Annotated in this window: 1 protein-coding gene and 1 pseudogene; both read right to left on the reverse strand. The window is 62.4% G+C overall.

Going from position 1 to position 4,691, the window contains the following annotated elements:
- Nucleotides 1-55: 55 nt before the first annotated feature.
- Nucleotides 56-394: a tryptophan synthase subunit beta gene (locus OC610_RS21405; protein ID WP_264430581.1), complete on the reverse strand. Its 339-nt coding sequence runs from the start codon at nt 392-394 to the stop codon at nt 56-58.
- Between the two features lie 182 nt (nt 395-576).
- A pseudogene (locus tag OC610_RS21410) lies at nt 577-4,691 on the reverse strand (LapA family giant adhesin); the annotation flags it as partial.

Raw genomic sequence — 4,691 nt, forward strand, 5'->3', positions numbered from 1 at the left:
AGCGGGAGCAAGCTCCCTCGCCACAGGTTCGGCGTACTGCCTGGAATGCACCAGCCTAGATCAACCCCTTCTCATCATCATCGATCAACCGGCTCAACCCGCCCAGCGCTTCACGGGCCTGGTTGCGGTCCATCAGCTTCGCCTGGGCCGCGGGTGGCAGGTCGGTGACGCGGATGACGCCTTTGCTGGTCAGCACCTGGATCAAGTCGTCGAGTACCCGGATCATCTCCAGGTCGCTTTGCTTGAGCTGCTTGAGGCTGTTTTCTACTGCCTGGTTGGCGAACCAATCCTGGATTTCATGGTTGTCGGCCGGCAAGGTCTCGGTGGCCTCGGCGTAACCGGTGGCTTCGACGCGCACCAGCAGGCCTTGTGCATCGCGTTGCACATAAAACATCGGGCATCCCTCATGTATGAAGCGGCGTCATGCTGGGCAGCATAGGCCAACCGGGGGGGCGTTTGAACACTTATCCGTGGCGAGGGAGCTTGCTCCCGCTGGGGCGCGAAGCGGCCCTGTTTTTAGGGCTGCCGAGCAGCCCAGCGGGAGCAAGCTCCCTCGCCACAGGATCTGTGTCAGCGTCAGCTGTTGTTGTGATCGATCTTGATGGTCGGATCACTGCCGGCAATGAGCGAGTTCAGGTTGATGTTCGACCAGTTGTTGCCTTCCAGCTTGATCGTCACGTCCGGCGCCGCTGCGCTGTTGGCCGTGTTGAACTGGCCGGTGGTGCTGACTTGCAAGGAGGAAACGCCATCGACCGTAGTGATTTTCAGGAAGTGGTCGATGGTGCTGCCGGTTTCGCCCTGCAGCAGGTCCCGCAGGTCGATCCGGTCACCGTCGCCGGCCTTGAAGTCCTTGATCACGTCAGTGCCGGTGTCGCCGGATTTCCAGACGAAGGTATCGCCCCCCAGGCCACCGATCAGGGTGTCGTTGCCCTTGCCGCCGATCAGGGTATCGGCACCGCTGCCACCGAGCAGGATGTCATTGCCTTTGCCACCGTCCAGCAGGTCGTTGCCGCCCTGGCCGAAGATGATGTCGTTACCGGCGCCGCCCAGCAGGGTGTCGTTGCCATCATGCGCGCCAGACACGTCGAACGCGGTGTAGTGCTCGGTGATGTACTGGTGCACGTTGCTGGCGGTGACCTTACTGACGTCGACGCCGCTTTGCTGGGCCACGAACGACTGGATCGCCTGGTAACCCTCGCCGGTCACGCCGTTGAAGCTCACCAGGTCGCCGAACAGAATGTCATTGCCGTCGCCGCCATTGACCGTGTCGGCACCTGGCAACGTCGCTTCGGTGTGACCGAGGATCGAGTTGGCCAGGTCCTTGGGGTCGATGTTGGTTTGCGGCTTGCCATCGGAGTCGTACGGCTTGAGGTCGTCCAGGGTCACGCCGTTGTTCAGGCCGATGGCCTCGACGTTACTCAGGCCTTTGAGCAGCGTGAAGCTGGCCGTCGAGCTGGCTGCTGCCGAGGCGTCGCCCCATCCGCCGCCGTCCTGGTTGGAGAACTCGAACGTGCCGTTGCCCTCGGCATGCACCGTGCCGACGAAATTTTCATTCCAATTCTTGCCGTTCTTGATCGACAGGTACATGTCACCATTTTCTTCGATGGTGAATTTGTGTGTGCTGTCGATCGTCTGGGTGTAGTACTTGCCAACGCTGTAGTTGGCCGCGCTCAGGACGTCGTCGAGCTTGACGGTGCCGTACAGCGTCGGGTTCGTCTGTTCGCCAGACTGGTAAATGGTTGGCTGACCGTCGGTGATGAAGTACGTCAGGTTCTTCGCACCGGTGTTACTCAGGGCCTGGGTGCTGTTGAAGAAGTTTGCGGTGGTCTTGAACACGTCTTCATAGTTGGTATTGCCGCCGGACACCATCGAGTCGAGCACGTTCTTGAGCAGTGTCAGCGCGTTCGGGTCGTTGAGGTTGACCGCAACGTTCTTGTTGACCTGGTTATCGAAGTCCGCCAGGAAGATGTTCACCGTCCCGGAGTTGCTGCCCAGGCTCTGCTTGAGCGTGTTGAACACCTGGGTCAGCGAGTTCTTCGCGGCGGTAACGGACGACGAACTCATGCTTCCGGAGCTGTCGACCATGAAGGCGATGTTGTAGTTGACGCCCGGCACCACGGTCAGGCCGCCGATGTCGGCGACCACGATGTCGTTGCCGTCGGTACCGGTAACATTGTCGCTGCCGGAGGTGGCGGTGACGGCGTTATAGGTCGCCGGGTAGACGGTGACCGGGATGTGCGCTGTCGTCACTGCCGACCCGCCGAGGGATTCGGTGGAGGTCGAGGTCACGGTCAGGTTGATCTGGCCGTTGTAATAGGTCGGTGGCGTCAGGTTGAGACTGCCCAGGTTCCAGCCAGTCACCGAGGCCTCGCCGTTGGCACCCACGATCGCGGTGTGGCCGGCGCCGTCGCTCAGCACGCTGCCTTCCGGCATGCCGCCGATCTTCACGCTCAGGCTTTCGGAGCCGTCGGTGTCGGTCAGGGCGGTAGTGATCTTCGACAGGTTCACGCTGCCGCCTTCGCCACCTTCGTTGAGCTTGAAGCCGTCGTAGTAGCCTTCGCCGTTGGTACCGTGCAGGTCGGAAACGCTGACCCCGGCGTTCGTCAGGTCGGTGACGCCGGTGTAGAGCGGTACGCCGGCGGTGCTCAGGTCTACCGGCGTGCTGCCGTTGACCGACAGGTTCACGTCGTAGCTGCCCGGGCCGGTCTGGTTGTGGTGGTAGATGTCCAGGGTGTAGTAGCCGCTGCTGGTCGGGGTGAACGAACCATTGAGCTTGCCACCCGCGCCCCAGGTGATACCCGCCACGTCTTTGCCGCCGATAGTCACCAACAGGCTGTCATCACCGGTACCGCTGAAGGTGTAAGTCTTGCCGGCTTCCAGGAAAATCAGCCCCGAGGTCTTCGACGCGGTGCCCGGATTGACGTTGCTGTCGTTCTGGACATTGGTCACGTTGGTGCTGCTGTTCGGCGTGCCGGCGGCATCGATCACTGACTTGAGCGTGCCGGACGGCGCGCCGTTGCCATCGGTGCCCAGGCCCGACAGGCCGGTCCAGACTTCCTTGATCAGGCCGGTGGAGGTCACGTTGTTGCCGGCCACGTCGAGGGTCGGTGCGTCGGCGGTCGGCGTGATGTCGATCTTCACGGTGCCGGTGTTGCCCAGCGTCTGGCCGTCGGTAGGCTGGAACTTGATTTGCGTGTAGTCAGCCTGCTGGTTGCCCACGCCGCTGCCACCGTAGCCATTGGTCCCGGATTCGTTGGCATCTGGCGTGAAGCGCAGCTTGCCGGCATCAATGTCGGCCTTGGTGAAGGTCTGGTTGTTGGCCACGTCCTTCCAGGTCGCACCGTCCAGGTACTGCAACTTGCCGTCGCCTGGCAGCCCGGTGATTTTCACGCCCTGGCTGGCTGCGGAGCTGTCCACGTCGCTGACGCCGAAGGTCGACCAGCCGAGGACCAGGGAGGTGTCTTCGGTGCCGGTCACCGAGCCGCCGGTGGCGACCGGTGCATCGTTGACTCCGACCACGTTCACCGTGGTGGTGGCGGTGTTGGAGTAGCTTGTGCCGTCGGTCACCGTCACGGTGATGATCCGCGGCACGGTGCTCGGATCTTCGCTGTTGTTGATGAAACTGATGTTCTTGATTTGTTGCATGTACTCGGCCAGCGTCGCATTGCCCGTCAGCGTCAGGACGACTTTGCCGTCGGTGCTGTTGGCGTTGATGCTGATGCCGTTGACGCTGTTGCCCAGGTTCAGCGCGTCGCCGGGCTGACGGTTGGTCAGCACGATGGTGGCGCCGGTCAGCATGGTGCTGTCCGGGTCGGTGATCTTCAGGTCGGTGTCGGCGATGGACACGCCCGGGCCGGAAGTGCCTTCGGTAAAGGTCACTTGGTAATCGGCGCCGGTCTTGCCGCTGGAGTCGTTGGCATCCAGGTCAAGCGCAGGTGGCGCATCGTTGTCGATGATCGACGTGCTGACACTGCCGTTGGTTCCGCTGACCGCCAGGTGCTCGAAGTTGCCGCCCGTGGCCGAGTCGATCTTGACCACGAAGTTTTCCGTACCTTCGGTGATCTTGTCGTCCAGGGTGGCCACGTTGAAGTTGGCGCTGGTGGCGTTGGCCGGAATCTTCACGGTGTAGACACCGGTAAAGTCCGAGCCGTCGGCGGCGGTGCCGCTGTAGACGATCTTGACCGTCACTTCGGTTTGCGCCGGGTTGGTCAGGCTGACGGTGTACGTGGCGGCCTGGCCTTCGGTGACGGAGGTGCTGCCGCTGATGCTGACAGTGGTGTTGTCCTGAGTGTCGGTAACGGCGGTCACCGCTGGCGTGGTGCTCGGCACCAGGTGCTCGAAATTGCCGCCCGTTGCTGTCTTGATCGTCGCCTCGACATTGCCGGCGTCCTTGTAGACGTCGTCTTTCGGCGCATCGACGATCACGGTGCCAGTCTTGGCGCCGGCGGCGATGTTGATGACCGCGCCGTTGCTCAGGGTCACGGTGACCGGCGAGCCGGCGGCGTTGGTCAGGGTGGCGGTGTACGTGATCTGGCCGCCCTCGGCAACCGTTCCGGTGGCGCTCAGGCTCAGGTCGGTGGTGTCCTGGACGTCAGTCACTGTGGTGGTGGCGGGCTTGCCATCGATGTCCAGTTTTTCGTAGTTGCCGCCCTTGGCGTCGTCGATCTTGACGCTCAGGTGGCTGTCGCCGA

The organism is Pseudomonas agronomica, assembly GCF_025917275.1.
In the GTDB taxonomy this organism is placed as follows: domain Bacteria; phylum Pseudomonadota; class Gammaproteobacteria; order Pseudomonadales; family Pseudomonadaceae; genus Aquipseudomonas; species Aquipseudomonas agronomica.

Bases quoted from the DNA above. Each gene is read 5' to 3' on its own strand.
- OC610_RS21405 (WP_264430581.1), bottom strand. From the start codon at position 394: ATGTTTTATGTGCAACGCGATGCACAAGGCCTGCTGGTGCGCGTCGAA.